The organism is Paradesertivirga mongoliensis (genome assembly GCF_024436395.1).
Lineage (GTDB): Bacteria > Bacteroidota > Bacteroidia > Sphingobacteriales > Sphingobacteriaceae > Paradesertivirga > Paradesertivirga mongoliensis.
The window spans coordinates 111,194-134,495 of sequence record NZ_JAFMZO010000003.1 but is presented as its reverse complement, the minus strand read 5'-3'; the positions used below and the strand labels follow the sequence as shown (position 1 = coordinate 134,495).

Genomic DNA, 23,302 nt, shown 5'->3' with positions numbered 1-23,302 from the left:
AGAAATCTTAAAGAGGTTATCTACCATGTTTGCTGAGCAGATATGGTAGATAACCTCTTTCTTTTTGGCGCTTTGTTTAAGAATTGATCCGGTCAATGGCTTTTTCCAGTTCCTTTGTATGCTTGTATTTAAATAAGAAAGGAAATGCTACCGCAATAGCAAGAGCGTATAAGGCAAAGGCTGTCCAGATTCCGTTCCAGTCTTTGCTTTGATCGGCATAAGTGAAATATTTATCTATGACGATACCGCTTGTAAAACTACCAAAAAGGGCACCGAAGCCGTTCACCATCATCATAAATAAGCCTTGAGCACTTCCCCTGATTTTAGGATCCGTCTGTGTTTCTACAAACAGAGAACCAGAGATATTGAAGAAATCGAAGGCCATTCCATAGATCACACAAGAGAGAATGATCATCCATAATCTTCCTTCAGGGTCTGCATAGGCGAAAAGTCCGAAGCGCAAAACCCAGGCAAGCATACTGAATAACATCACGTACTTTATCCCAAATTTTCTTAAGAAAAATGGAATGGCCAGAATGAAGAGTGTTTCAGAGATCTGAGAGATCGACATGATGATGGCTGGATATCTCACAGCTATCGAGTCTTTATATTCGGCTACTTTACTAAAATCGTGAAGGAAAGTGTCGCCGTAAGCATTTGTAAGTTGTAATGCAGCTCCCAGAAGCATCGAAAAGAGAAAAAATACAGTAAACCTGCTTTGTTTGAATAAAATAAAGGCATTTAAGCCGAGTGAATCTATCGTAGATTTGTTGCCTGCCTTGTTAAACAACGGCGGACATTTAGGTAGGGTAAACGAATAAATTCCGAGGGCAAGAGAAACCAGCGATGCGATGTAAAACTGGTTAACAGAAGTCTCATTATGGGTTAAACTAACCAGCCATAATGCTGCAATAAAGCCAATTGTTCCCCAGATTCTGATAGGAGGGTAGTCTTTTACAACATCCTTTCCATGGTTTTTTAATGCGGAATATGCCACAGTGATTGAAAGGGATAATGTGGGCATATAAAAAATCATATTTAGTAGAATGACCCAGAAAAAGGTTGAGGGGTTGTCTACAAGCGGCAATGAAAACAGAACAAAAGCCCCCATGATGTGCATTGCTCCGTATAGTTTCTCAGCATTTATAAATCTGTCTGATATAATCCCAGTAATAGCTGGCATAAATATCGACGCAATACCTATAGTCGAAAAGATAGCGCCAAACTCGGCGCCAGACCATTGTTTGTTTTGAAACCAGTACGCTCCTATGGTAATAAGCCACGATCCCCAAATAAAGAATTGGAGGAAATTCATTATTATCAGGCGGGTTTTTACGCTCATAGATCTGTTTTAAGATAAATCGTACTTATAAAGCTAATGCTAATTAGATACAATTAGGTAACTTTTGACCAATGTTAGCTATCAGGAAGATTTTCTTTTTGACAGTTCATCCCTGATCTTGGCAGCTTTTTCATAAGCTTCCTCAGTCAAAGCCTGTTGAAGTTTCTCTTTTAATTCTTCGTCGCTAAGTGAAGAGTAATTTGTTGCTGCAGTTGCTACTTTTTCTTCAGTTGGGGCATCAATATTTTCAAGGAAAACAAAGTCATTACCCTCAATCATAATTCCGGCAGTCGACAAAATAAATTCATAGGTATTAATCGGGCATTCAAATCGTACAGCAAGAGCTATGGCATCAGAAGTCCGTGCATCAATTTCGATCGATTTTTTACCGTCGTTACAAACCAGCTTCGCAAAGAAAATCCCATCAACAAGATTATAGATAATTACTTCTTCAACCGTGATGTTATAAGCGAGTGCAAAAGATTTAAACAGGTCGTGAGTGAGCGGACGGCTGGGTGTCATTTTCTCAATCTCTATAGCAATGGCCTGTGCTTCAAATCCGCCAATAATAATAGGTAACCTTCGTCGGCCGTTTACTTCGCCTAATACCAAAGCATAAGCGCCAGACTGAGTTTGACTATAAGATAAACCTACTATATCTAATTTAATTTTCTTCATGTTATAAAAGGCCAAACGCCGGCTTAAAAATTTAACCCTTAAAGGCTTTAATTGCTTGTGTTAATTTGGGGACTACTTCTAGCGCATCGCCAACTATTCCGTAATCGGCAACCTTGAAAATAGGGGCATCCGGATCTTTATTTATCGCTACAATGGTTTTGGAAGAGCTCACACCTGCTAGGTGCTGTATAGCTCCGGAAATACCAATAGCTAAATACAGGTTAGGGCTTATCACAATTCCGGTCTGACCAACGTGTTCCTCATGCGGCCGCCATCCAGCGTCTGATACTGGTTTGGAACATGCCGTTGCTGCCCCTAATGCCGCAGCAAGATCTTCCAGAATCGCCCAGTTTTCAGGCCCTTTAAGTCCACGGCCACCAGACACTACTATCTCCGCCTCAGGCAGCGAAACTTTATCAGTTGAACGAATAACTTCCTTCACAGATACTTTTGAATCGGGAGTGTTGTTTGCCTCAAAGCTCTCAATGATTGTCGAGGTGGGTGAGTCAACTATTCTATATGAGTTCGGATTAAGAGATATGATTTTTTTTGCTGACAGTAATTCTACCCACGCAAAAGCCTTTCCTGAAAATGCAAGTTTTTTGACGATGAATTTTCCGCCTTCTGTTTTCGGTAAATCAATCGCGCCTGCAACTATTCCTGCATTTAGTTTAACTGAAACAGCAGGCGCAAGCCCCTTTCCGCTAAATGAGTTAGAAAGAATGATAATATCGGCATTTTCTCTATTAGCGGCATCGGCGATTGCCGAGGCGTAAGCAGAACTGGAAAACGTATTTAAGGCAGCATACCTTGCAGCCAGAACTTTGTCTGCCCCATAAGCGCCTAATTTGCCCAACGCCTCATCAGAAATCTCACCGACGCAAATTGCAACCAACTGTGTATTTCCGTTGCGCGCTATTTCTTTTGCGTATGAAACCACTTCAAAAGCTGATTTCTTAAATTGACCCTCAACGTGTTCTGCATATACTAAAACCGCCATGTTTGTTCTTGTTTTAAATTATCAGCTTAAATTACTTTAGCTTGAGTGTGCAATAATTCAACCAGTTTTTCGGTTTCTTCAGCTCCCAGAATTTTCACTGATCCCCTTGGTTCAGGAGTGGTATACTCAACAATGTTCGACAATTTGCCGGCCTCCGTGGCTTCAATAGCTTCAAGGGGTTTAGATCTCGCCGACATAATACCTCTCATATTAGGGATTTTCGGTTCTGCCACACCTTCAGAACAGCTTACTATCGCCGGCAAAGACACATTCAGGACTTCTTTTCCTCCCTCAATTTCTCTTTCGACAACAATTTCGTTGCCGATCAAATCTAATTTCTTAACAATCGATACCGATGGTATCTGAAGCATTTCGCCTAGCATGCCTGCAACCAGAGCGTTATTGTAATCTATTGATTCCCGTCCCGTAAGGATAAGATCAAAGTTTTTATCCTTAACATATTGAGCAATTTGTGATGCCACAAAGTATGCATCATGCGGCTCGGCGTTGATTCTTACAGCATCGTCGGCACCAATGGCCAGCGCTTTACGGATAGTTGGTTCCGCAGCAACATCACCGACATGTATTACTGTTACAGTGCCATTCCCACCCTCGGTCAATTCGATCGCCTTTGATAATGCAATCTCATCGTAAGGATTAAGGATAAATTGCACCCCCGAAGTGTTGAATTGTGTATTATTGTTGGTAAAAGTTACTTTTGTGGTGGTATCTGGTACGTTACTTATACAAACCAATAATTTCATATTGTCTTTTTTGCAAATTTAGTTTAAAAAAGCTTCTTTTTAAAATGCAGAGCACCCGATTACAAAAGCTGTTAGAGTTTAATGCCAATGAGCCCAATGATCCTTTCTTAAAGTATGCACTGGCTACAGAGTATATAGCCATAAACGATTTTAACTCTGCTTTGATTTATTTTGAAGATTTAATTCTCAATCACAGGGATTATGTAGGCACCTATTATCATTTAGGAAAGCTATATGAGAAGCTCGGAAGGAAGGATGAAGCTATAAAAACCTATCAACAGGGAATGCAGGTTGCTCGTGCCGCAAGAGATAACCACGCGTTCTCGGAGCTGCAGTCTGTTTACAATTCTGCAATGGGACTAGATTACGAAGACGACTAACATTGAACGCAAAGCAATTTCTTTTCATCCGGGATGCCGTAGTATTTACTTTCACGGCCTTTGGCGGGCCTCAGGCTCACATGGCTATCATGTTAAAAGATTTTGTAAACAGAAGGCATTATATTAATGAAAATGAACTTCTCGAACTTAATGCCTTAACCCAGATCCTGCCGGGCCCCTCGTCTACACAAACACTGGTCGGTGTAGCCTATAAAGTTGGCGGATTGTGGCTTTCGGTCGTTACATTCCTGATCTGGGTGTTGCCATCGGCTGCTATTCTTTGTTTCGCTGCTATTATGTTTTCGTTTTTAGGGGATAAAGAAAAATTTGTCCAGATTATGCGCTATGTTCAGCCTATCGCAGTCGGAATAGTTGCTTATGCAGCCTATAGACTAGGGAAGACGGTTTTAAAAACAAATATTTCGGTTTGGCTGGCTGTAACTGCGGTAATTGTGACATTGATCCTCAGGAATGCTTACGTTTTTCCTATTCTTATTCTCGTTGGCGGAATTATCTCGTCAGCCTTAGAGACCTCGCAGGAAGAAAATCAGTTACGGGTAAAGTTATTTTCGAATATCAATACTCAGAAGGTAATGTACTACATTGGAATTTTGCTGCTCTTCGCAACCCTGGGTGCAATCATCAATCAAACCTCGCCTTTTAGTTTGCCTATCAGGATGTTCGAAAACTTCTATCGTAACGGGATCATAATTTTTGGAGGAGGGCAGGTGCTTATTCCTTTAATGTTCACAGAGTTTGTTGAAATGAAACGATACCTCACTGGCGATGAATTTTTAGCCGGTTTTGCATTTCAGCAGGCCCTTCCCGGGCCAACCTTCTCATTTACCTCATTTGTCGGAGCAATGACAATGAAACACGCCGGAGGATCGATTGGAGGTCAGATACTGGGCAGTGTAGTGGCTACTTTAGGTATTAATCTTCCGGGATTTATTCTGGTGCTGTTTTTCGTTCCTTTCTGGAACGATTTGAAGAAGATATCGAGGATAAAAAACTCCCTTTCGGGGATAAATGCGGTGGCGGTAGGGTTTTTGATCGCCGGTTTTGTGTTTATGCTCGAACCACTCAGTTTGAGCTGGCTGACTGCCGCATTGGTACTTACAACTTTCCTGCTTTTAACCTTTACCCGCATAAGAACCCCTTTTATTATTCTGGCAGGAGTTCTTATGGGATGGTTTATCTGATTAAAAAGGAGGCTCTTCGTCGATATCATCCATTCTCGACGGACGGATAATGAAGTTACTTGGCTTTTCAAAATCTTCTGAAGGGGCCATAGCGCCAAAAGGATTCCCTTTTTGTGCAGACGGAACAGAAAAGTCATCTTCAAGATCGGCGAATTTCACAAACTTACCCACGAATCTTAATGGAACTGTTCCTGTTTCACCGTTTCTGTGCTTAGCAATAATTACCTCACCGATACCAATGGTAGAGCGGCCTTCTTCGTCTTCGGTAAGTCCATAATATTCCGGCCGGTACAGAAACAGCACCATGTCTGCATCCTGTTCAATAGATCCGGACTCACGAAGATCGGAGAGCATTGGCCTTTTGCTTGCACCCGGTCTGCTTTCTACCGCACGACTTAACTGTGATAATGCCAATACGGGAACATTTAATTCTTTAGCTACCGATTTTAGTGCCCGGGAAATACTACCAATTTCCTGCTCCCGGTTTCCGCCACCCTTGCCTTCGCCTTTACCGTGCATCAACTGGAGGTAATCGACAATGATCATCTGGATATCGTATTGCGCTTTTAGCCTTCTGCATTTCGCTCTGAATTCAAAGATATTCAGGGCCGGGGTATCATCTATGAAAAGCGGAGCTTCGGTTAATGTTCCTATTTTTGAGTGCAATTGCTGCCATTCCCACTCGGCAAGGTTTCCCTTTCTGATCTTTTCCTGCTCAATTTCGGTTTCCCCGGATATCAAACGATTCACCAGCTGTACCGACGACATCTCCAGCGAGAACACTACAACCGGTTTTTTAAACTGAACAGCAGCATTGCGGGCGCAACTTAAAACGAAAGCTGTTTTACCCATCGCCGGACGGGCTGCTATAATTACAAGGTCGGAAGGTTGCCAGCCAGACGTCATCCTGTCAAGCCCGGTGAAACCAGATGGTACACCCGTCAGGCCGTCTACCTTGTCGCGAAGTTTTTCAAGTGTTTCTATCGACTCGCGAACAATATCATCCATTTTTCTGGAGTCGCGGCGAAGATTATTTTGGGCAATATCAAACAGGTTTTTCTCAGCATGGTCAAGCAAATCGAAGATATCAGTGGTGTCTTCATATGCGTTATTAATAATTTCGGTTGAGATCCTGATAAGCTCTCTCTGAATATATTTTTGAGAGATGATTCGGGCATGATATTCGATGTTCGCGGCCGAAGCCACACGATTGGTTAATTCGGTAATGTAGTAAGCCCCGCCAATTAGTTCAAGATCGCCTTGCTGACGTAGTTGAGATGTAACTGTTAATATATCGACGGGTGACGACTTTTGAAACAACATATGAATTGCTTCAAATATCTTTTGATGGCTTTCTTTGTAAAATACCTCAGGTTTTAAAATGTCTATAACCGCGGAGAGAGCATCCTTTTCGAGCATAAGTGCTCCAAGCACTGCTTCTTCAAGGTCTACCGCCTGTGGTGGAAGCTTACCAAGGCCACTTACCAGGTTATTTAAGCGGGTTCGGCGTTCTGCAGTTGGTGCGGATTTCTTCCCAGGGTTATAATCGTTTTGGTTGTCTGAACTCATCAATACAAAAATATACATAAACCGCCGTACCCGGGTATTTACTTTGTCAACACTGAAAAATTTACGCTTATTTATCTTGTTAACAAGTAGCTGTTTCTGTTCACAAAGTGATGTTGATAAATTGTGGATTAATGTAAATATCCCTCGGTGGTTAGCTTGAAGGCTGTGTTAAAAACTTTTTCTGTTGTTAATAATGAAGACGGCTGAAATATTTGTAACCGCGTTTTAAAGCAAATATCAGTAATTTGCGGGCTAAATATTTAATGATGGACACGAAGTCTTCAAGGCCAAAAAAAGAATCAAACCAAATGATATTTGGGATACGGGCGGTGATAGAGGCGTTGCAAAGCGGAAAGGATATTGATGCGATCTATGTACAACGTGGTTTGACCGGAGGCATTTTTCATGAATTAAAAGCGCTGCTGCGCGATAAGATCATAAACTTTCAAATGGTTCCGCCCGAGAAGCTGAACAGGATAACCACTAAAAACCATCAGGGGGTAATAGCATTTATCTCTCCGGTAACCTATCAACGAATTGAAGATATTATTCCCTCTATTTTTGAAAAGGGAGAAACACCCTTGATTCTGATTTTAGATGGTGTTACTGATGTGAGAAATTTTGGAGCAATTGCGAGAACAGCTGAGTGTGCCGGGGTTCATGCCATTGTGGTTCCCGTGAAAGGTTCCGCTCAGATAAATCCTGATGCCATTAAAACTTCAGCCGGTGCTTTGTTCAAAATACCGGTGTGTCGCGAAGAAAACTTGTTAAAAACAACCCGATTTTTGCAAGAGTCGGGACTGTTTGTAGTCGCCTGCACCGAAAAAACCAATGAGTATTTATATGCTCCTGATTATACAATGCCAACAGCCATAGTATTAGGTTCTGAAGAAGACGGAATCTCGAACGAAATTATCCGTGCCGCAGATTACCTGGCTAAAATCCCCATGTTCGGAGAAATCCATTCCTTGAATGTTTCGGTTTCGGCTGGAGTGATCCTTTATGAGGCCGTTCGGCAAAGAATTGAAGGAATAAAGATTGAATGAGGCGTCCTCATTCAATCTCTTAATTAAATAAATTCGTTTCCGAATTTAGATTTCACATCGGCAACTATTTGCTTTACACTTTGTTCTTTGTCTTTATGGCAAATCATTAACGTGTTATTTGCTTCTACCACGATATAATCATCTAAACCCTGTAAAATCACCAGTTTGCCTTTCGGGACATTTACCATACAATTTGAGGAATCATACATAATAACCCGGTCGGGTGGAATCACCGCGTTTCCTAAATAGTCTTTATCTGCCAATTCGTAAACAGATGCCCAGGTTCCCAGATCAGACCAGCCAAAATCAGTGGGTAAGATGTAAACATTGTCAGCTTTTTCCATTATCCCATAGTCAATAGAAATATTGGTGCATTGATAATAGGCATTCTGAATGAAGGAATGCTCGTTATCAGTATTAAATGATTTGGCACCGTCTTTAAACGTATCGTTCATTTCTGGCAGATATTGTTCAAAGGCCTGGATAATTGATTTCGCCGACCAAACAAAAATTCCCGCATTCCACAGAAATTCACCGCTTTGAACAAAGGTTTTTGCAAGCTCAAGATTTGGCTTTTCGGTAAAGGTTTTTACTTTATGAAAGTCGTTGTCAAGCGTTTCTTCGGTAAATTGAATGTAGCCGTATCCCGTATCTGGCCGCGATGGCTTAATTCCGAGAGTTATAAGGCAGTTATTTCTTGAAGCCGCTTCTAAAGAGTTTTGTATGTCGGCAATAAAGCGCTCGGGATTTAGAATAAGATGATCAGACGGAGCAACCACGATTGACGCTTCGGGATTCAGCATATTGATTTTGTGCGAGGCATAAGCAACACATGGAGCAGTATTTCTCATTACAGGCTCGCCTAAGATCTGGCTCTCGTCTATTTCCGGAAGCTGTTCTTTTACCAGAGCAACGTAATTCTCGTTCGTTACAATGTATATATTCTCTGCCGGCACTATTTTTAAAAACCGTTCGTACGTGGTCTGGATTAGTGTTTTTCCCGTTCCTAAAATATCTATGAACTGTTTTGGATGGGCTGAGCGGCTTATTGGCCAAAAGCGGCTACCGATACCCCCAGCCATAATTACTGCGTAGTAGTTCTTCATTATGTTATATAATTCCTTCTCTTAATAAGTCGTGTAAATGTATAATTCCTTTGTAAACTCCTTTGTCTGCGACTATTAATTGTGTGATATTGTTACCACGCATAAGTTCCAAGGCATTTAAAGCAAGTTCGGTGCTGGCAATTTGCCTCGGCGAAGTTCCCATGATGTCTTTAGCAGTAAGGCGGTCGAATGTGTTATACTTTTCCATCATTCTTCTGATGTCGCCGTCCGTTATGATTCCTTCAATTTTATTGTCATTCACAACCGTTACAGCGCCTAAACGGTTTTTGGTGATTTCAACAATTACCTCCTTAATTGGAGAGTCGGGGTTAACCTCTGGTTTGTTGTTGTTAATATACAGATCTTTAACCTTCAAATATAAACGTTTGCCCAGCGAGCCGCCCGGATGATATCTGGCAAAATCCTGACTGGTAAACTCTCTGCATTCGAGGAGGCATACCGCCAGAACATCGCCCATGGCTAGTTGTGCGGTTGTGCTGGTAGTAGGCGCGAGGTTATGCGGACATGCTTCTTTATCGACCGTTGTATCCAGAACAAAATCAGCCTGTTGGGCAAGGTAAGAACTGAGATCGCCCACCATTCCGATTAAGAGGGTTCCGGCCTGCTTTAAGAAAGGAACCAGAACTTTAATCTCGGACGTGTTCCCACTTTTTGAAATACAAATTACCAAATCATCTTTTTGAATAATGCCCAGGTCGCCATGGATAGCATCGGCAGCATGCATAAAAATCGAAGGCGTTCCGGTAGAGTTAAATGTAGCTACAATTTTTTGGGCAATAAGCGCACTTTTTCCTACACCAGTGATGACAACACGTCCATTTGTGTCGATAATATGTTTTATTATCACTCCAAAGTCATTATTTAACCGTGGAATTAGTCCCGAGATGCCCTCAACCTCTGTTTGAAGTGTTCTTCTTGCTATATTTAAAATTTCGGAGTTGGTCTTCAAACAGAAGTTTTTTAATTTAAAATACTATTTCACCGCAAAAATATGTTATTTTGATGTTTAAAATTAGCCTTTCTAATTTTTATTCCGGGAGGATATGGAGATAAAGAAATCATTGTTTGATAATTTACAGAATTTTTTTGGGTTTGATAACTTCAAAGGTGAGCAGGAGGCTATAATCACCAATATACTTCAACGGAAGGATACATTTGTAATAATGCCGACCGGCGGTGGAAAATCAATTTGTTATCAGTTACCCGCCCTGATGACCGAGGGAACAGCCATCGTCATCTCACCCCTGATTGCCTTAATGAAAAATCAGGTAGATCAGCTCAGGGCATTCGGTGGTACAGAAAGTATCGCACACTTCTTGAACTCTTCATTAAATAAAGCCGAAATAACTAAAGTCAAGCAAGATGTTTTAAGTGGCGAGACCAAGCTGCTGTACGTTGCTCCTGAGTCGCTTGCAAAAGCTGAAAACATAGATTTTTTAAACTTAATTACAATATCATTCGTCGCAGTGGACGAAGCCCATTGTATCTCGGAATGGGGACATGATTTCAGACCCGAGTATCGTAAAATAAGGCAGGTTATAAGTTCTTTAGGCGAGAATATCCCTATCATCGCTCTAACGGCAACCGCTACGCCAAAAGTTCAGCAGGATATTATCAAAAACCTGCAGATGACTGACTCCACACTGTTCAAATCTTCTTTCAATCGCCCCAATCTTTACTATGAAGTAAGGCCAAAGCGAAACGTGATGAAGGAGATTGTGAGGTTTATTAAGGGAAACATGGGTAAATCGGGCATTATCTATTGTTTAAGCCGCAAAAAGGTAGAAGAGGTAGCCGAAGCTTTGAATCTGAATGGCATAAAAGCCTTACCTTATCATGCGGGATTAGATCCCAAAACCCGTGCTGAAACTCAGGATAAATTCCTGATGGAGGATGTGGAAGTAATTGTGGCTACTATCGCCTTCGGGATGGGAATTGATAAACCCGACGTTCGTTATGTTATCCATCACGACATTCCGAAATCAATGGAAGGTTATTACCAAGAGACCGGCAGAGCAGGCCGGGATGGGGGCGAAGGCCTTTGTGTGGCTTTTTATGCCGAAAAAGATATTGACAAGTTAGCCAAGTTTATGAAGGATAAGCCTGTTTCCGAGCGCGAAATAGGCACACAAATATTAAAGGAAGTTATCGATTACGCTGAATCTTCGGTGTGCAGAAGAAAACAAATTCTTCACTACTTCGGAGAGAACTTTAACGAGGCTGGCTGTAACAGCATGTGCGATTGCTGCCGGGCTCCAAAAACTCATTTTGATGCTTCCGACAACTTAAAGAAAACCCTTAAAGCTATTCGGGATCTTGGAGAAAAGTTTGATGACCATCACATCATAAATATCATGATGGGCGTTGAAACATCTCAAATAACGGCGTACGATCATCATACGCTTCCATATTTTGGAAGCGGAAAAGAAGAGGGGCTTATTTACTGGAAGTCATTACTGCGCCAGGCGCTTTTAAATAACTACCTATCAAAGGATATTGACAACTACGGCCTCCTGCATTTAACCAAGTCGGGCCGTTCTTTTATTGAAAATCCTCACACTCTGCGATTTATTCTCAATCGGGTAATGGAAACCGGGGAAGATGATCAGGACGAAGGTTCACAGCAAGGGGCAGGTGCAGTAGATACTGTTTTACTTCAAATGCTTAAAGATCTACGTAAAAAGATTGCCAAGCAAAAGAATGTGCCTCCTTTTGTAGTATTTCAGGATCCTTCACTTGAGGAAATGTGCACGCATTATCCGTCAACAATAGAGGAATTAAAGCAGATCCATGGCGTTGGCGCAGGTAAAGCGATGAAATTCGGTGCCTCTTTTATTGAATTGATAGGGAAGTATGTAGAGGAGAATGATATTGACAGGCCTGTTGACCTGGTAATTAAAAGTGCTGCTAATAAGTCTGCTTTAAAAGTATCAATCATTCAGAATATTGACAGGCAGCTTGCGCTGGATGATATAGCGTCTTCGAAAGGGATTACCTACGAAGAAATTTTGAAGGAAGTGGAAACCATCGTGAATTCTGGTACAAAGCTCAATCTTAATTATTATATCGACGAGATGATTGATGAGGATCGTCAGGATGAAGTTTTTGATTACTTTAGAAGTGCTGAAGTTGACTCTATTGATGAAGCTCTGAGAGAACTGGGCAGCGATGATTACACCCGTGAAGAACTTCAGCTGATGCGTATCAAATTTTTATCTGAATTAGGAAACTAATGATTAATCTTCTCCCAAGCTTAAAATTTTCTGACTCTGGCAATTTCTTTTTAATGTCTGGCCCTTGTGCAATAGAGGGTGAGGAAATGGCATTGCGAATTGCCGAAAAAATTGTGCAGATAACAGACAAACACCGGATTCCATACATATTTAAAGGATCATATCGTAAAGCTAACCGGTCCAGGATTGATTCTTTTACCGGCATTGGTGATGAAAAAGCGCTGAAAATTCTTTCCAGAATTGGCAGAGAGTTTGGAATTCCTACGGTAACTGATATACATGCCGCGGAAGAAGCTGAAATGTCAGCTGCGTACGTAGATGTGCTTCAGATCCCGGCCTTTTTATGCCGACAGACCGATTTGCTTATCGCTGCTGCAAATACCGGAAAGGTAATTAATATAAAAAAGGGCCAGTTTCTTTCTTCCGGATCGATGAAGTTTGCTGTGGATAAGGTAAAAGACAGCGGCAATGAAAAGGTGATTTTAACGGATAGAGGAAATACATTTGGATATCAGGATCTGATCGTGGATTTTCGCGGCATCCCGGAAATGAAGTCCTTTGGTGTTCCGGTGGTGATGGACTGCACACATTCTCTACAGCAGCCGAATCAGACTTCGGGCGTAACCGGCGGAAAGCCCGAGTTGATAGAGACCATTGCCAAGGCGGCAATAGCGGTAGGGGCTGATGGTTTGTTTATTGAAACCCATCCTGAACCCGAAAATGCAAAGTCAGATGGCGCGAATATGCTTCATCTGACTTTGCTGGAAAATTTGCTTGTAAAACTTGTGAGAATCCGACAGGCGGTTACTTAGTTGCCTGCAACCTTCATGTTATTCTCTTTTAAATCGTTTTGTTTAGAAGCCTGAATTTGTTCTGACAAGGGGTGCCCTTCTATTACAAAGTATTTAGGGTTTGTACTTTCTTTAATACTTTCCTGCCTGTTAAACTGACCTTTAAAACGGGCATATCTAGACTTATGCGCTTTAAAATTGTAATATGGATGCGGCCGGTTAAGTACAACTTTGTAAGCGCTAAACAGATCAAAATCTTTAAGTTTTTCGGGTAATGTGAAAGAATGCACCCATTTTCCTTGCTCCAGAATAATAAATTTCTTTTCAGGTACATCGTAATAAACCTCAATATCAGGGAGGTAATAATAAGCGGCCAGGTTGTACCCCGTCGGTCCCCATAAAGGTTGAGTACTGATAGCGGGCTTCAAAGTTTCTTGAGCTGCTACGCCAAAAGCTATTGCAAAGCAAAAGCATGCGGAGAGGATAATTTTTTTCATAAGTAGGTAGAGTTAGATGTTTCAATATTTCAATTCATGTGCCAATTCGCTGTATTCATTAAACGAGAAATAGTATATTTGGCTCCTCACAATAAATGAAGACGGAACAGAAAACACTTAGCCAGGAGGTTTTTGAGAAATATGAACTGGTTGTAGGTTTAGAGATACATGCCCAGCTTTCAACCGCTACCAAGATTTTTTCATCAGACTCGGCAGCTTTCGGCGCTGCCCCGAATCATCATATCAGCCTGGTTTCGCTGGGCTTACCGGGTTCTTTGCCCAAGCTAAATAAGAAGGTAGTTACTTTTGCTATTAAAATGGGACTGGCAACGAATTGTACCATAAATCGGGTCAATCGTTTCGACAGAAAAAACTATTTCTATGCAGACCTTCCCAAGGGATATCAGATTACCCAGGATGAAATGCCTATCTGCCAGAGAGGCTATGTCGCGATAACGTTAAAAGATGGCTCGGAAAGGAAAATCCGTTTAAATCGTATTCACATGGAAGAGGATGCCGGTAAGAGTATCCACGACAGAGACCAGCGCAGCTCGCTTATCGACTTAAACCGGGCGGGCGTTCCTTTAATCGAAATAGTTTCTGAACCTGATATCCGATCTGCGGAGGAAGCGGCAGCTTACTTATCAGAAGTGAGAAAGCTGGTGAGATACCTTGATATTTGTGATGGGAATATGGAGGAAGGCAGCTTACGTTGTGATGCTAATATTTCGGTTCGGTTAAAGGGCGATACAGAATATGGCTCGAGGTGTGAAGTGAAAAATCTGAACTCTATTCGAAATCTTCAACGGGCTGTAAATTACGAGTTTAAAAGGCAAGTGCAACTTATCGAAGAAGGGATAAAAATTGAACAAAATACCCTCAATTTTGATGCAGCCACAGGTGTAACATCGGTTCTGCGTTCTAAAGAGATGGCGTACGATTATCGCTATTTTCCAGAGCCGGATTTGCCGCCGCTAACGCTTAGCGAAGAGCTGATTCAGCAAATAAAAGATGAGCTTCCGGAACTGCCTGAGCAACGGGTTAAGAGATACAGAGAATCATTTGCTTTGTCTGAATACGATGCACAGTTATTAACTTCAGATAAAGCGGTTTCGGATTATTTCCAGGAAGTGGTGAACCATACATCAAATTATAAAGCGGCAGCTAACTTCATTAACGGCCCGGTTCAATCATACTTAAATGAAAATCCCGCAGAGAATATCAAAATGAAGCTTCCGGCGGAGTCTGTAGCGCTGATAATATCGTTAGTAGATGATGGAAAGATTAATAATACCGCAGTTACGCAACAACTGTTTCCGGCATTAGTTAAAAATCCGGGTGTTGATGTGCTGGATATGGTGCAGGAGTTAAATCTTTTGATCGATACCGATAGCGACGGGCTGTTGAAATATATCGATCAGGCGGTTTCTATGTATCCGGATAAGGTTACTGAATATCATAAAGGCAAAAAAGGCGTTTTAGGATTGTTTATGGGCGAGGTTATGAAATTATCGAAAGGTAAAATCGACCCCAAGACAGCCAATAAACTGATAGTTGAGAAATTAGATTTATTAAAGTGAAAAAGATAATTGGAGTTGTAACGTTGCTTATCGCAATTTTGTCGGGTTGTAAGAACAATGACGAATTTACTATTACCGGTAAGTTTGACAATGCTGCCGGGTTAAAAAAGGTACAACTCTATAAAGGAAACGAAGTAATAGATTCTGCTATTCTGAATGAAAGCGGCGAGTTTAAGTTAAAAGCAATATCTCCTGATTTTGATTTCTTTACCATCAGTGCAGCAGAAAAAGCCTATTCTATCATCGCCAGGAATGGTGATGATATCGAATTTAAAGCTGATTATGCCAATGAAGTAGGAGAGTTCCACGTAAGTGGATCTGAAAATGCGGATAAGTTGAAAGAGTTCAATGCGATCAGTACAAAGTACAGCAAGATATTCAGAAGTTTCCAGCAAGAATTTGAAGAAAAAGTAGGCCGCGATCCATCCATAAAAGACTCGTTGGAGCAGGTAATATTCCCCAAATTTAACGAGAACGTGGATGCTTTCTCAAGAGAGACCATCGCTTTTGCCGAAAAAAATAAAGATAATCTTGCCGGCTTTTACGCCATTGGCTCCCTTAATCAGGATAAATACGAAACGGTCCTTTTGAAGTATGCCCAGGATATCAAAAATAAATTTCCAGGTTCTCCGGCTGTTCAAAGCTTTATTAGCCGGATGGATAAATTAAGGGCGCTTTCTGTTGGGCATGTGGCTCCTGATTTTGAAATGCCTTCGGTTGAAGGGAAAAATGTAAAATTGTCCGATTTCAGAGGTCAATACGTGCTGGTAGATTTCTGGGCTTCGTGGTGCGGCCCTTGTCGTGAAGAGAATCCGAACCTGGTAAAGCAATACCATGCATTTAAGGATAAGGGATTTACCATTTTTGGAGTTTCTTTGGATAGAGACAGAACCGAATGGCTTGATGCAATTAAAGCTGATAAGTTAGCCTGGGCTCACGTTTCAGAACTAAAGCATTGGGATAGTAATGTGGTAAAGCAATATAATATTGAAGGCATTCCTACTTCCTATTTGTTGGATAAAGAGGGTAAAATAATTGCTAAAAATCTCCGGGGACCAGACCTGGAGGCCTTTTTAACGAAAACCTTGCGATAAGCTAATTATATTGTTAACAGAATATGCTTTGTTAACAATTATTTAATACACGCTTAACTATTTCCTGCTTTTAACGTTATACTTTAGTGGTAAATAAAAGCCATGAGTTCAGCAAAGCAAAAAATTCTTATTGTAGATGATGAACCGGATATCCGGGAACTTATTGAGTATAATCTCAAAAAGGAAGGGTATCAGGTTTTTACCGCATCAAACGGTCAGGAAGGTGTTTCGGAAGCTAAACGCTCACATCCTGATTTAATCATACTGGATATCATGATGCCTAAAATGGACGGCATTGAAGCCTGCCGCATTCTTCGGACTATGAATGAATTCAAGAATACCTTTATGGTTTTTCTTACTGCTCGTAGTGAAGAGTATTCAGAAATTGCCGGGTTTAATGTAGGTGCTGATGATTATATCGCTAAGCCAATCAAGCCGAGAGCTCTTGTTAGTAGAATAAACGCAATTCTTAGACGGAACAGCCAGCCAGAAGAGCCGATAGAAAACAAACTGGAGATCGCAGATTTAACCATCGATCGTGAGACGTATCTGGTTTACCGCAACGGCGAAAAGATAGTTCTTGCAAAAAAGGAATTTGAGTTGTTATATCTGCTTGCTTCAAAACCGGGGAAAGTATATACCCGCGAGGTTATTCTGAAGAGCATTTGGGAAGATTCTGTGGTTGTTACCAATCGAACCATCGACGTACACATCAGAAAGGTTCGCGAGAAGCTTGGAGAAGATTATATCAGCACTGTAAAAGGAGTGGGGTATAAATTTGACGGGTTAGGCCAGGGAAACTAACAAACCAGAAGGTTTTTCAGTACTTTTGTGCGTGAAATTTCCAAAGTTTAAAGACACTATACTGTTTGAAAATAATGATTTGGTGGTCGTCAACAAGCCACCATTTATCAGTTCTCTCGATGAGAGGGAAGGAGGCGGGATGAGCATGCTGCGATTGGCAAAGGAATATACTCCCGATGCACAAGTTTGCCACCGTCTGGATAAAGAAACCTCCGGCTGTTTGATTATAGCTAAAAACCCTGAAGCTTATCGCTTAATATCAATGCAGTTTGAGCGGCGCAAAGTAAAGAAGGTGTACCATGCTATAGTAAATGGAACACATCAGTTTAATCAACTTGATGTTAACTTGCCTATCCTGAATCTGGGTAATAAAAATGTGGCTATCAGCCGACAGGAGGGTAAGGCCGCGGAAACGATATTCAATTCTATTAAATACTACAAGCATTATACCCTTATCGAATGTCAGCCAATAACAGGGCGGATGCATCAAATCAGAATACACCTTGCCTCTCAACGGGCAGCTATTGCCGGTGATGATATGTATGGGGGGCAGGCGGTTCTGTTATCAAATATAAAAAGAGGATATCGTTTAGGTAAAGATCAGGAAGAGCTGCCTATTATGAAACGCTTTGCTTTGCACGCAAAGGAAGTAACCTTTATGATCAACGATGAAGATACTATCACCGTATCGGCTCCATATCCAAAAGATTTCGCAACGCTGATTAAATTGCTGGATAAGTTCGATGTGTAAGTGGATCGAAAGATCATAAACTTAATCAAAGTGGCATTAAGGTTGTTAATCATATCAAAACAGCCGTTATGCAAACTAATAATTTAAATCCAAGCCATGCAGGAACTTTTTCAAAAGTCCAATCCTCTGTGTATGATGTTGCTCAGGTTATGGGTGGATTATACGGAGACGGAATTATAGGTCTTAAGTCTGCTTTTTCTAAAGAATGGGTCCAGAAATTACACGACGAAGTTCTTGATCTTTATGAGGATGCATTGAAGCGTCCGGGCGGTGCTGTTGGCCGTGGTCCCAAAAGACATTATGTTGAAATACATCCCGAAGATATATCCGGCTTTGTTGATTTGGCTACTCATCCATGGGTGATATTTGTTTGTGAAGCGGTTCTTGGCCCAGATTATAAAATCGTTGAAATAGGATTTGATGTTCCTAATCCCGGTTCCCAAAATCAGCCCTGGCATCGTGATTTCCCGGCGCCTGACGATACTACGGTTGGCAGGCGTTTAAACTCTTTGGCTTTTAATCTTACCACCGTGGACGTGTATGAAGACATGGGGCCTTTTGAGATAGCACCCGGTACTCAATGGGATTTGCCTGAGGGTTTTCAGCACGAGATGTTCCCTCCTAAAAACTTATATCCGCGCTATGAGCAGAGGGCCCAGCAGAAGATGCCGAAGATGGGGGATATTTCTGCCCGGTCTGCTCTGACCATCCATCGCGGTACTGCTAATCTTTCCGACAAATCGCGGCCAGCCCTGGTTCTAGGCGTGGATGCTCCCGGTGCAAATAATGCCGAACGGCACGATTTACAACTTACCAGGAGATTTTTTAATACACTTCCCGACTCTTTGCGACAGCATTTGACCTATCGCCTTGTTGACGAGTTGGAGCCAATTGTTCAGGCTCATAGTATCGAAGGCCTGATGATGGGAGAAGCCTAAACTCCTGATTCTTACCCTCCCTGGTTCCTGATCCAATTGGGGGGCTATATTAATTTGGGTTAAAAGCATTGTCTTACGCATTAAAAAAATAAGCTATGCTGCAATATTTAAGTGCCTTTGTAATAAAAATGTAACCTGAAATGCATTTTTTAAGTAACAAGGAACTTAATGATATCAACCAAATTAATAAAATGAAGAAAATTTTTACCTTATTAGCTTTTTTTGGAATCGCTACCGGGTCGTATGCCCAGCTAAGTGATCAGGAGTATTCTTATGTAACAATGGATCTGCAAGGAATACTAAATCTTACAATGACTAATGATCCTACCGTTAATTTCTCTTTCAAATCGATTCCGGATTATCAACAAGGTATTGTGAAGTATAACACTACCAGACTTGATGTTGATGCTACCGTAGCATGGGATCTGTTCGCTTATGCAAGCACTGATAACTGGGTTCAGGTAGACGCTTATTCTACAACTGGTACAGCTACTTTACCTGCTGAGATTTTAGAGGTTCAGTCTGTGAGAGCAAACACCAGCGCAGGTGGCAATAACTTTAACTCATTTGTTAGCTTAAAGGGATTGACTAACTCTGGTGTAGCAGCAGGTGTACCAACGGCAGCAACTCAGTTCCTTGCCGGTCGTATCGGTACAGCAGCGGCACAGTCGTATGCACCCGGATCAGCTCTTGCTAATCCTACTACTAACCAGTTCAGAATTCACTACAGGTTAAAGCCAGGTATTCCTGCTACTTTCCCTAATTCAACTGTTGCGTTAGGTGTACCGGGTTTTGCACAAGCTGGTTATTATTATCTGGAAGTTGTCTACGCTCTGGTAGAGGATTTGTAGATATCAAAAATGAGCAAATGATTCCTGTTAATCATTTGCTCATACATTCCATTCATAACTCTCTATAACGCTCAACAACAGAGAACAACTGTGAAAAAAACGGCTCTCATCCTGACATTGTCACTTGTGCTCCTAAACCTGGCTGCATCCGGACAATCGGTAAGCTTCGCATTAAAGACAAGTCCTAATCTCAATTTTGTATTCGACTCTATTGATAAGTACAACAAAGGGATAGTTATACCATCCTTTGTAACTCTTAAAGTAGATGCAGTTGGCACCGAATGGGATCTCTACATGGGAACTACCACTACTGCAAGTGGTTTATTTGATGTCAATACCAGTTATGGTACCTCAGGTAATTCTTCAATTCCGGTTAGTATTCTTCAGGCGAGAGTTTACAATGCTTCCGGCACATCTCAAACAGGAACCTCATTTTTTAACCTTACAGATATTGCAACGCCGGTTTATATGATTGGAAGTGCAGCTAACGACGCTTCGGTTAACTGTGCCAGTTCTGGTACAAACGTAGCCGGATCATACACTACACAACCGCAATGCTATTCATTTAAAGTAGACTTAAAAGCTACTCCTGGTTTAACCTATAAAGCTGGCTCATATTCATTGAGAATAGATTTTGTATTGATACAAGATTTGTAACATGAGAAACTCTATCCTCAATAAAATTCTTAGACAAGTTTTCTTACAGGTAAGCCTGATCGGGTTTGCTTTGTCTCTCTCAAATGCGCAACAAGCTAGTAGAAAAAGAGGAGTTGAGGTAGAATTCGTCAACAAAAGAACCGAGCACAGCAGTCATGACATATCATCTAATGTGCTCAGAATAAGAAATAATTCAGCTACCGCGATAGCTTTCGATTTGCACTTAACCTCGCCCGACGGATGGTCGAATGTGAGCAGACGATCCACCAAATATGTAATTTCACCTAACGATTCTCTTTTTATTCCGGTTAATCTCGCTCCGAAAAAAATTAATACCGGAAATATTAGTCACATTATCAATGCATCCTTAGTTGCCGAGAATCAGATGCAGTTCGCATCAGCAATCTGGTACATGAATATAAAAAAGGAGTCTAAGTGGGCTGCTTCTTTAACCTATAACAAGATATTTTTCCTGGATGAGAGTGACACTGCTCATTTTTCGATCCGGCTTCAGAACATGGGCAACGCTCCCGAAGAAATAAAAGTAAATTTTAACGCCGATAAAAGGTTAAAGGTGCTTGATAATATTAACAATCACACTCAGATCTTTTTCTATAATGTTAAGTTGCCGGTTAATACCGACACATTAATTTATTTCAAGGTTGAGAAGCAAAAACCTGTTCAGCAAGCTTTTAGAGAAGATTTTGAGGCCGTGCAGTTAGCTAAAAATGATTATTACCCATTGCGTATATCTGTTCAGAACCAACCTGGCGACAAATCGCTAGCCAGAACCTGGCGGGGAACTGTTGATTTTATTAAAGCTGGGACTGAAGCCAGGCTGCATGAGTATCATTCTCTTTCACTACCCCTGACGATCGAAGCCAATGTCGATAATTTCCTGGATAACTCTACAATGCTGAATTTGGGTTTGTATGGTAATGCAAATCTTGAAAAGAATCGTAGTCTTACCTACAGGTATCAGACTTTCTTTATCAATAACTTTTATACATATACACCTTATCTGGGTAATTCGCACTATGTGGGATATTTTACACCGCGTACCAACGTGGAAATAGGGGATGTAAACGGTAATTCCAACTTAGGTTTCACTCCTACCGGCCGCGGTATTAAAGGAACATACCAGTTAACAGAAAAACACAACGTGGGTGCTTTTTATTTAAGAGGACCGGGTTTTTTTAATCAGTATAATAAGTCGGACTACGGACTGAGTTACGAATTTAGAAAAGGTGCCACCCATGTCGAAAACTTTATTCAGTTTAATGAGAATTCGCTGCTCAACACAAAAGGAACTCAATATAGCAATAAGGTTCGATTCATGGTTTCGCGCAACCAAAGCGTTATTATTAATAGTGCTCTGTCTAACGAAGTTTATAACGACGGAACGACTCCATTGAAAAGAAACGGTTTTGCATACGCAGTAAATTACAACGGCACGTTCAATAAATTGAGCTTAAACCTATCAAACTCATTTGGGAGCGAGTATAATATTGGCTACCGCGGAATAAAAAGTGTTGGAGCTGATGTGTTATACAGGCTGGGAAGGTCGAGTGCATTAAGTGCCGGTGCATTTATCTTCGATCAAAAGCCGCAATATTTTTCCTCGACAGGACTATTGCTGAATTCGCGGGAAAGCACAACCGAGCGTTATGAGTTGAAATACAATATCAATAAAGCAGAATACAATGTGGCGCTACGGGCGCAGCACATGTATACCGAAATTTTTAATCTCAGATCCGAATCAAATGGCCTGGGTTTCGATTTCAGACCAAAAGCCACTAACGATATGCGGTTCTTTGTTTCCGTAGCCGGTGCATATAACAAGTTGCTGGATTATGATATCGATCCTTATTTTACCACACAGGTTCGGTCGAGTTTCAGATATAAAGGCTTAACAACTAACTTAAGATATTACTACGGGCCCTATCAAACCTACGAGCAATTGCTGTTTGCCACTTCAAAGATTAATAACCAATCAATTTTTGTTAATACCAATATGAGGTTCTGGTTAATAAAGCGAGCCCTTACCCTGGAGCCCAGCATGATTTATAGCTACGAAACTTTGTATCGGAGAAACAGGATTAGCTTGCGTCCGGAGTTATATTATGTACCTAAACGTGGGCTGGAGGTTAAGTTCTATGGACAGTATATGAACAATAATCAACGGAACAACCCTTTTCTTAATCAAAATAATTTCACCAACAACTTTAATGATATAAACAGGCCAATTGTAATGTCGAACCTGTTTTTTGGTGTAGGTATAAAAAAGAGGATCGGAGTACCGGTTTCGGCCAGGAAGTATCATAAGCTGTCTGTGGCTGTTTTCAAAGATCTGAATGGTAATGGCAAGCAGGACAGAGATGAGCAGGGATTAAAAAATGTTCTGGTAAATATTAAGCCGCTTGTTAAGGATACGGCGCTCACAAATTATTCGGGCTTAAGAGACAACGGAGAACATTTTATTACAAACGAACAGGGGAAAGTAACTTATAATAATTTGCCTAAAGGAAGTTACATCGTTAAAATAGTTCCGCTATCAGAGAGCGACGGTTTTTTTGCCGGGAGCGAACAAGTAGTTAAAATTGATGGTAACCAAGATCTGATGATGCCGTTAAACCAGGGCGTACAGTTAACTGGTGTTTTGGTTGCAGAGAGAGATCCTACTGCTGCTGATTTTGATAAGAAAGTTGATTTGAGTAAGATCAGAGTATCAGCTTTAGATTCATTAGGTAAAACTTTTACAGCGCTGACAGATAAAGACGGACGCTTTAGTATACGCTTGCCTGCCGGAGTATACCAGGTAAGTATTAACGAAAATGCTTTGCCTGATAATTTTGAACTTGAACAAAAGCTTACAACTATTGAAATGATAACCGTTTCGGATATCTACAACTTAACTTTCTTCATCAAAGAGAGGAAGAGAAAAATTAACATTAAAAGGTTCGACTCGAACGGTAACGTAATTGAAAATAATTAATAC

General features: G+C 41.1%; 21 protein-coding genes. 13 read left to right on the top strand and 8 right to left on the bottom strand.

What is annotated here, in order from left to right:
* Positions 1 to 76: 76 nt before the first annotated feature.
* The 4 genes from J3P43_RS11840 to J3P43_RS11825 form a co-directional block, all read right to left on the bottom strand.
* Positions 77 to 1,342 carry a nucleoside permease gene (locus J3P43_RS11840; protein ID WP_255902611.1) on the bottom strand — a complete coding sequence of 422 codons (1,266 nt, stop codon included), beginning with the start codon at positions 1,340 to 1,342 and terminating at the stop codon, positions 77 to 79.
* A gap of 81 nt (positions 1,343 to 1,423) precedes the next feature.
* Positions 1,424 to 2,020 (bottom strand): bifunctional nuclease family protein, encoded by a 597-nt coding sequence (locus J3P43_RS11835; protein WP_255902609.1) that lies wholly within the window; start codon positions 2,018 to 2,020, stop codon positions 1,424 to 1,426.
* A gap of 31 nt (positions 2,021 to 2,051) precedes the next feature.
* On the bottom strand, positions 2,052 to 3,020 hold the full coding sequence (locus J3P43_RS11830) for an electron transfer flavoprotein subunit alpha/FixB family protein (RefSeq protein ID WP_255902607.1): 969 nt from the start codon (positions 3,018 to 3,020) through the stop codon (positions 2,052 to 2,054).
* A 26-nt stretch (positions 3,021 to 3,046) separates the two neighbouring features.
* On the bottom strand, positions 3,047 to 3,784 hold the full coding sequence (locus J3P43_RS11825; protein ID WP_255902605.1) for an electron transfer flavoprotein subunit beta/FixA family protein: 738 nt from the start codon (positions 3,782 to 3,784) through the stop codon (positions 3,047 to 3,049).
* Between the two features lie 44 nt (positions 3,785 to 3,828).
* Between J3P43_RS11825 and J3P43_RS11820 the strand changes: the two genes are divergently transcribed.
* Together J3P43_RS11820 and chrA are read left to right on the top strand one after the other, a co-directional pair.
* Entirely contained in the window at positions 3,829 to 4,164 is a 336-nt protein-coding gene (locus J3P43_RS11820) for a tetratricopeptide repeat protein (protein ID WP_255902603.1), read from the top strand.
* A 2-nt stretch (positions 4,165 to 4,166) separates the two neighbouring features.
* The gene (gene chrA / locus J3P43_RS11815; RefSeq protein WP_255902601.1) at positions 4,167 to 5,366 is read left to right on the top strand and encodes a chromate efflux transporter; all 1,200 of its coding nucleotides are present in this window, start codon (positions 4,167 to 4,169) and stop codon (positions 5,364 to 5,366) included.
* On the opposite strand, the gene dnaB is transcribed toward chrA, so the two are convergent.
* On the bottom strand, positions 5,367 to 6,935 hold the full coding sequence (gene dnaB, locus J3P43_RS11810) for a replicative DNA helicase (protein WP_255902599.1): 1,569 nt from the start codon (positions 6,933 to 6,935) through the stop codon (positions 5,367 to 5,369).
* 308 nt (positions 6,936 to 7,243) lie between these two features.
* On the opposite strand from dnaB, the gene rlmB reads away from it, so the two are divergent.
* Positions 7,244 to 7,981, top strand: coding sequence for a 23S rRNA (guanosine(2251)-2'-O)-methyltransferase RlmB (gene rlmB / locus J3P43_RS11805; protein ID WP_255902597.1), 738 nt, complete (start codon positions 7,244 to 7,246; stop codon positions 7,979 to 7,981).
* 23 nt (positions 7,982 to 8,004) lie between these two features.
* On the opposite strand, the gene J3P43_RS11800 is transcribed toward rlmB, so the two are convergent.
* Positions 8,005 to 9,090, bottom strand: coding sequence for a mannose-1-phosphate guanylyltransferase (locus tag J3P43_RS11800; protein ID WP_255904029.1), 1,086 nt, complete (start codon positions 9,088 to 9,090; stop codon positions 8,005 to 8,007).
* 1 nt (position 9,091) lies between these two features.
* Positions 9,092 to 10,057: a KpsF/GutQ family sugar-phosphate isomerase gene (locus J3P43_RS11795; RefSeq protein ID WP_255902595.1), complete on the bottom strand. Its 966-nt coding sequence runs from the start codon at positions 10,055 to 10,057 to the stop codon at positions 9,092 to 9,094.
* 94 nt (positions 10,058 to 10,151) lie between these two features.
* Between J3P43_RS11795 and recQ the strand changes: the two genes are divergently transcribed.
* Together recQ and kdsA are read left to right on the top strand one after the other, a co-directional pair.
* Complete coding sequence (gene recQ / locus J3P43_RS11790; protein ID WP_255902593.1) at positions 10,152 to 12,341, top strand: DNA helicase RecQ; 2,190 nt, start codon at positions 10,152 to 10,154, stop codon at positions 12,339 to 12,341.
* Positions 12,341 to 13,153: a 3-deoxy-8-phosphooctulonate synthase gene (gene kdsA, locus J3P43_RS11785; RefSeq protein WP_255902591.1), complete on the top strand. Its 813-nt coding sequence runs from the start codon at positions 12,341 to 12,343 to the stop codon at positions 13,151 to 13,153. Before recQ ends, kdsA begins: the two co-directional genes overlap by 1 nt.
* On the opposite strand, the gene J3P43_RS11780 is transcribed toward kdsA, so the two are convergent.
* Positions 13,150 to 13,629, bottom strand: coding sequence for a hypothetical protein (locus tag J3P43_RS11780; RefSeq protein ID WP_255902589.1), 480 nt, complete (start codon positions 13,627 to 13,629; stop codon positions 13,150 to 13,152). The genes kdsA and J3P43_RS11780 overlap by 4 nt on opposite strands.
* 95 nt (positions 13,630 to 13,724) lie before the next feature.
* Here J3P43_RS11780 and gatB point away from each other — a divergent pair, with 95 nt between their 5' ends.
* From gatB to J3P43_RS11740, 8 genes are all read left to right on the top strand, one after another.
* Complete coding sequence (gene gatB, locus J3P43_RS11775) at positions 13,725 to 15,209, top strand: Asp-tRNA(Asn)/Glu-tRNA(Gln) amidotransferase subunit GatB (RefSeq protein WP_255902587.1); 1,485 nt, start codon at positions 13,725 to 13,727, stop codon at positions 15,207 to 15,209.
* On the top strand, positions 15,206 to 16,303 hold the full coding sequence (locus tag J3P43_RS11770; RefSeq protein ID WP_255902580.1) for a redoxin domain-containing protein: 1,098 nt from the start codon (positions 15,206 to 15,208) through the stop codon (positions 16,301 to 16,303). The genes gatB and J3P43_RS11770 overlap by 4 nt, the downstream gene beginning before the upstream one ends.
* Positions 16,304 to 16,405: 102 nt before the next feature.
* Positions 16,406 to 17,107, top strand: coding sequence for a response regulator transcription factor (locus J3P43_RS11765; protein ID WP_255902578.1), 702 nt, complete (start codon positions 16,406 to 16,408; stop codon positions 17,105 to 17,107).
* 31 nt (positions 17,108 to 17,138) lie between these two features.
* Entirely contained in the window at positions 17,139 to 17,858 is a 720-nt protein-coding gene (locus J3P43_RS11760; RefSeq protein ID WP_255902575.1) for an RluA family pseudouridine synthase, read from the top strand.
* A gap of 68 nt (positions 17,859 to 17,926) precedes the next feature.
* Positions 17,927 to 18,796, top strand: coding sequence for a phytanoyl-CoA dioxygenase family protein (locus J3P43_RS11755; protein WP_255902573.1), 870 nt, complete (start codon positions 17,927 to 17,929; stop codon positions 18,794 to 18,796).
* Between the two features lie 191 nt (positions 18,797 to 18,987).
* A complete protein-coding gene (locus J3P43_RS11750) occupies positions 18,988 to 19,647 on the top strand; it encodes a hypothetical protein (RefSeq protein WP_255902571.1) in 660 nt (219 codons plus the stop codon).
* 90 nt (positions 19,648 to 19,737) lie between these two features.
* Positions 19,738 to 20,304, top strand: coding sequence for a hypothetical protein (locus J3P43_RS11745; protein ID WP_255902569.1), 567 nt, complete (start codon positions 19,738 to 19,740; stop codon positions 20,302 to 20,304).
* A 1-nt stretch (position 20,305) separates the two neighbouring features.
* Positions 20,306 to 23,299, top strand: a complete 2,994-nt coding sequence (locus J3P43_RS11740) for an SdrD B-like domain-containing protein (protein WP_255902567.1) — start codon at positions 20,306 to 20,308, stop codon at positions 23,297 to 23,299.
* Positions 23,300 to 23,302 lie beyond the last annotated feature (3 nt).